The 6003-nt window shown below is 34.5% G+C and carries 5 protein-coding genes; all 5 read right to left on the bottom strand.

The genetic code is table 11. The annotated features are described in order from the left end of the window. Positions 1 to 1270: NAD+ synthase (locus ACY2V1_RS02600; RefSeq protein WP_461833240.1), on the bottom strand; the 1270-nt coding region annotated here is incomplete at its 3' end. A gap of 26 nt (positions 1271 to 1296) precedes the next feature. Continuing rightward, on the bottom strand, positions 1297 to 3582 hold the full coding sequence (locus ACY2V1_RS02595; RefSeq protein WP_461833239.1) for a GspE/PulE family protein: 2286 nt from the start codon (positions 3580 to 3582) through the stop codon (positions 1297 to 1299). A gap of 102 nt (positions 3583 to 3684) precedes the next feature. Further along, complete coding sequence (locus tag ACY2V1_RS02590; protein WP_461833238.1) at positions 3685 to 4359, bottom strand: Crp/Fnr family transcriptional regulator; 675 nt, start codon at positions 4357 to 4359, stop codon at positions 3685 to 3687. Between the two features lie 20 nt (positions 4360 to 4379). Next, positions 4380 to 5192, bottom strand: a complete 813-nt coding sequence (locus ACY2V1_RS02585) for an alpha/beta fold hydrolase (protein WP_461833237.1) — start codon at positions 5190 to 5192, stop codon at positions 4380 to 4382. Positions 5193 to 5213: 21 nt separating this feature from the next. Continuing rightward, positions 5214 to 6003: oxidoreductase dimerization domain-containing protein (locus ACY2V1_RS02580; RefSeq protein ID WP_461833236.1), on the bottom strand; the 790-nt coding region annotated here is incomplete at its 5' end.

Raw genomic sequence — 6003 nt, 5'->3', positions numbered from 1 at the left:
CTAAAACTGAAAGCGCTCCATTGGTATCCCCATAAAGGGTGCAATATCCAACTGCAAGTTCTGATTTATTTCCTGTATTTAAAAGCAAACAACCAAATTTGTTGCTAATTGCCATGAGAATTAATCCACGAAGTCTGGACTGAATATTTTCTTCAGTTACATCTTCTTTTTTGCCTGAAAAAATATCTTTTAATGTTTGTTTTGACTCAATAAAAAGGCCTGTTATAGGTACAACATGAAATTCAATTCCCAGACTTTTTGCAAGTTCTTTTGCATCCTCTAAACTTTCAGGTGAGTTATACGGACCTGGCATGGCAACACCAATTATATTTTGTTTCCCAAGGGCCATGGTGGCTAAGGTTGCCACAACAGAAGAATCTATCCCGCCACTAAGTCCAATAACCACTTTTTTAAATTTAAGTTTTTTAAGATAGTCTGAGATACCAAGGCACAGTGCTGATATTAACTCATCTTCTAAATCCATTTCTATTTCTTTATGTTTTTTATCCAGATCTTTTGTGTCCCAAATAAGTAAATCTTCTTCAAAATCCTTTGCCCTTAAAATCATCTCACCAGCACCATTAAATACCATTGAGTGCCCCTGAAAAATGAGCTCATCATTGGCTCCTACCTGGTTTATATAAACCATTGGGATTTTAGTTTTAAGTGTGTGTGTGGATATAATTTTCTTTATTTGATTTATTTTCCCTGCAAAATATGGAGAAGCAGCAATATTAATTATTAAATCTACTCCCTTATCTGCAAGTTCTGATACAGGATCCTTTGAATAGCTATATAAATTTAACTCATCTATTGTCCAAATGTCTTCACAGATGGTAACACCTATTTTCATGTCCTTTATGTTAAATATTCCAACTCCTTGTCCTGGCTCAAAATACCTTGCCTCATTAAATACATCATATGTGGGCAAAAGATTTTTGTTATATGAAGATAATATCTTTCCATCTTTCATTAAGATGGCTGAATTGTAAAAGGGTTTACCCTTATTTTTATTTAAGGTGACAAGTCCAAGTAATACAAAAATATCTCTTGCCTCTGATGCTATCTTATCTAAATAATTCAGAGATGTTTCAACAAAATCCCATCTACTTAAGAAATCTAAAGGTGGATAACCTAGAAGAGATAGCTCTGGAAACACGACTAAATCAGCACCAAGATTCTTTGATCTGTTAATAAAATCTATTATTTTATTTGTATTGTACTCAAAATCTCCAACTATTGGGTTTATCTGGGCTATTGCTATTTTCATTTGTAATGCTCCATGAGTTTTTACAATCACACAATACAAACCTTCAAGACACTTGAAAAATCAGTTTGTCCCTGAAACACTTTAATTATACCATCTTGTTTTAATGTCCTCATCCCCTCAGAGATTCCTGCTTTAAATATTTCTTCAACTGGCGCGCCTGAAACAATAAGTCTCTTAATTTTTGGTGTTGCAACCAAAAGCTCATGTAGGGCTGTCCTTCCCGAGTATCCAGTTTTATTACACTCATCACAACCAACTGGTCTATACAATCTGAGATTATCAGCATAACTTATGCCAAGTTCTGAAAATATCTCCTCTCCATATTCTTTTTTGAGTATATCAAATTCTTCTCTTGTAGGGTGATAGGGTTCTTTACATTTGTTGCACAAGGTGCGAACAAGCCTTTGTGCTAAAATTCCTAAAAGTGCGTCAGCGAAATTAAATGGATTCATCCCCATATCTATTAAACGGGTTATTGTCTCAGGTGCTGAGTTGGTATGCAGGGTGGATAGCACAAGATGGCCTGTTAAGGAAGCCTCCAGGGCTGTGTGTGCAGTTTCTTGATCGCGCATCTCACCAACCATGATAATGTCTGGATCTGCCCTTAAAAAGGAGCGCATTGCATTTGCAAATGTATATCCTATCTTGGGATTCACCTGCACCTGTCTTAGCCCTTTCTGGGTTATTTCAACTGGATCTTCTGCTGTCCATATCTTTTTTTCTGGGGTATTTAATCTGCCTAAAATTGAGTGGAGAGTTGTTGTCTTTCCAGAACCAGTAGGACCTACAACTAGAAAGATCCCATATGGCTTTTCAATTATATTAATAAGTTCTTTTAGATTTCTTTCTGTAAAATTCATTTTTTCTAGAGGAATAGGCTTTCCAGCAGCTAAAATACGCATAACAACATCTTCTACACCTCCCACTGTAGGAGTTATTTCTACCCTTAATTCTACCACCTTGTTTTGATATTTAAGTCTTATTTTGCCAGACTGGGGCACTCTTTTTTCTGCAATATCTAAATTACTCATTATTTTTATCCTATTAATAAATGCCCGTATGTGGCTGGCTGGAATTTCCAAATAATTAAAGCACACTCCATCCTTTCTAAATCTAACCTGTGCAGGTTCTTTCCCAAGCCCTGGCTCTATATGGATGTCTGATACCTTCTTCTCATATGCATCTTTTATAATCTTGGTAACAAGTTTTATTACTGCTGGTGCATCTTCGGATATAAAATCTTCATCACTTTCTGAATCCCCTAAAGCTTCATCTTCTTTAAGCTCACTTAACACATCTCCAATAGACTCGTCTCCAAAGATTTCCTGTTCCTCAAACCTTGTCAGAAATTTAACTATATCCTCTTTTAAGCTCACACAAAATTTAATGTTATCTCCTATTCCTGAAAAATATACCTCTCTTTTTTTCTCCTCATCTGATGGATCATCAATTAAAACGATAAGTTCCCCATCTTGATATTTATATGGCATCCAGAATCTGGATTTTAAATATTCAATATTTAGTCTTTTTAATAAATCACCTAGTAATATAACATTGTCACTGTAGGATATAAATTCAGTGTTGTAATAATTAGCCAATGCCCGTCCTATATCTTCCTTTGATACATTAAATTCATGAATCAGCACCCATGCAATGTCCTGTTCTATGGGATTTTTTGCATGACGGGCCTTGAGAGTTGCCATATCCAATTCTAAATACGTTATCTTGTGTGTCTCAATTAAATAGTCAAATTTTCCGAATTTTCTCTGATACCTAAGTAGGTGGTAGAATGCACCTGCAAGGGAGGGGGTTAATTTTTGAATCAATTTTTCATCAATTTCATTAAAAAACTCTTGTTCTCTTTTATTTATTAGTTGAAGTACCCCAACCAGATATTTCCCTTTTAGGATCAAAGGAGATGCCAAAATAGATTTGGTACGAAATCCTGATTTTTTATCCCAGCTTGAATCAAAGGTTAGTCCTGGATAATTTTTTGTAAGTTCCTCTGAATCATATACATCTTTTACATTTACAACACATCTGTGTTTTGCCACAAACCCTGCAATACTCTTATCATTTATATCAACTCTTATCTCAACTGGTTCTGTTCCAGTCTTCACCCGTGAAAACAATTGATTTCTCTTTTTATCCACAGCATATATAGTTATCCTTTCACAGCAAAAAAGATCACACAGATCATCTTTTAGACTCAAGAATATCTCATTTATATCTTCTGCCTGATTTACAGAGCAAATTAAATCATTTATCCTTTTTTCTTGCTTATATAATTTTTCAAAATCTTTTTTGCTCATAAATCTTCCCCAACCTATGTAAGGTCTTATTTTTTGGGAGAAATAAATGTATGGATATTGATACCTGGATAGAAGTTATATTTCTTAACTAAGATTAAAAAATCAGATCATAGCGAGTAATTTTTTAAAATCATTTATGATGATCTTTTTTTTATCTTTTGTCAAAATTCCCTGGAGTTTTAATTTCATAAGTTCTCTATTTACTGTCTCTCTAGTCACACCAAGCATAGCTCCTAAGTCTCTTTGGGTGATTTCTAAATCAAGAATTATTTTTTCTTCCACCTTTTTGCCAAATCTCTCAGAAAGTTCAATCAACGTCTTTGCAAGCCTTTTGGGGAAATTGGTGTAACAAAGATCTGTAAGGAAATCATCAGTTTTTCTAAGACGTTTGCATAAACCGGACATGATCGCTTCAATTGCCTGTTTCCTTTCAAATAGATAAGTATAGAATACGTCTCTACGGAGTACAAGAAGTTCTGTATCTGTGATTGCAACAGCATCTGCAGAACGTGGTGCCTTGTCCAAAAGGGAAAGCTCTCCAAAAAAATCTCCATCACTAAATATGGAGATTATGAGTTCCTCTCCTTCTTCAGTTGGGATGGATATCTTTATTTTCCCTTTTTTTATGATATATAGGGAATCTCCAATATCTCCCTTGAAAAAAAGTACTTCATCCTTTTTTAGAAACTTATTTGAGACCTTAGAAGAAATCTCTTTTAACAACTCATCAGGCATGTTCTCAAAAATGGGGATTTTTTTTAATTGCTTGGGATCCATATCTTTTCTCGCAAAAAGTTTTAAATAAACGAAGTTATAATCTCTGCCACCTTATGGGATGCTTCTTCTATTACTGAATGGCCAGCATCTGATATAAAAATAATTTCATTTTGATTATCAATAGATGATTGTAATCTTTTAATCCAATTTTTACTAGAAAGTGCATCTTCTTCACCTACAATAATAATACAAGTTTTTTCTAAATTATTCATGAGTTCTTCCATATCTGGACATGGCAACATAGAATTTATAAGTCTAAGCAGGTTCTCCAACTTATTTCTTTCAATAAGCGCATTTATTATACCATCTAATTTGTCCTGATTTTTTTCAATAAAACTATTAGAAAATAGCCAGGGGATTATAAATTTAAAAAGGGCAAAATCACCAAGTAATTCAAGGGTGTATTTCCAATCATCTAAAATCATCTGTAGCCTGGCCCCACCAGTTACACTAAGCAGGGCCAGCTTGTTTACCCTTTCTTTATAATTAATAGCAAACATCGAGCCAATTATTGAACCAAGGCTCATCCCAACTATATTTATGTTTTTCAATCCAAGATGATCAGTGAGTTCAACAAGATCCAGCACATGTCTATCAAAGGTTATTTCCTGATCTTGAATTTTGCTCTTTCCCTGTGCACGGAGGTCATAAAGTAGTATATTGTATCTATCATCTAAAAGGTCAATTAATGGATACCAGTTAAAAACACATTGAAAAAGACCATTTATAAAGACTATTGTGTCTTGTTTTCTATTATCAATGTATTCAAAAAATAGCTCTACTCCATCTTGTGTCCTAAAAAAATCCCTTGTCTTTTTTTTGTTAACACCCATGCTTTGCCCTTTTTTGTTCATCTAGCCATGAATTGGCATTGAAAGAGATTTTAAAGAGAGTTCATGGAATATTTCTGACAAAGTGGGATGGGCAAAAATAGTTTTTTCTACATCCTCCACTGATGCCCCCTTCTTAAGCAACACACATCCCACTCCTATTAATTCTGAAGCATGTGGCCCAATTACATGTATCCCTAAAATTTTTTTTGATTTTTTGTCAAACAATATCTTTGCATCTCCACTAATTTCTCCAGAGGTATGGGACCTACCAATTGCCCTAAACATAACTTGAGCAACATCAAAATCAATTTCCCGTTGTTTTGCCATCTCTTCAGTTAGACCCACACATCCTATTTCTGGGTTTGTATATACCACTGAAGGCACGTTGGTATAATCCATTTTCTCTCTTTTGCCGAATATGTTTGATACACAACATATGGCCTCGTGCATGGCAACATGGGCAAGCATTGGTCTTGTTGGACCAAGGCAATCTCCTATTGCGTAAATATTTTCATTGGAAGTCCTAAATAACTCATCCACTTTAATCCAACCACTATCTGTTAATTCAAGACTTAAATCCATATCAAAATTCAAAGGTGCCCTTCCAATACAAACAGCCACCTTATCACACTCAACTATTTTTGTCTCATCTTTATTTTTATCTACATATGCTATGTTTAACCTTCCATTATCCTGCATGGTTATTGTTTTAACTAGGGAATTTAAACTTACTGAAATCTTCCGTTTTTTCATCTCTCTTAAAAGAGAAGAAGAGATATAACGGTCAATACCTGGAACTGGCAGCAGTCTA

The organism is Desulfothermus sp., from assembly GCF_053993635.1.
Note: the sequence above shows the minus strand (reverse complement) of the source record. Positions and strands in the feature narration are given on the sequence as shown.

Coding starts and splice junctions, on each gene's coding strand:
- ACY2V1_RS02595 (WP_461833239.1), bottom strand. CDS start 3,582: ATGAGCAAAAAAGATTTTGAAAAATTATATAAGCAAGAAAAAAGGATA.
- ACY2V1_RS02590 (WP_461833238.1), bottom strand. CDS start 4,359: ATGGATCCCAAGCAATTAAAAAAAATCCCCATTTTTGAGAACATGCCT.
- ACY2V1_RS02585 (WP_461833237.1), bottom strand. CDS start 5,192: ATGGGTGTTAACAAAAAAAAGACAAGGGATTTTTTTAGGACACAAGAT.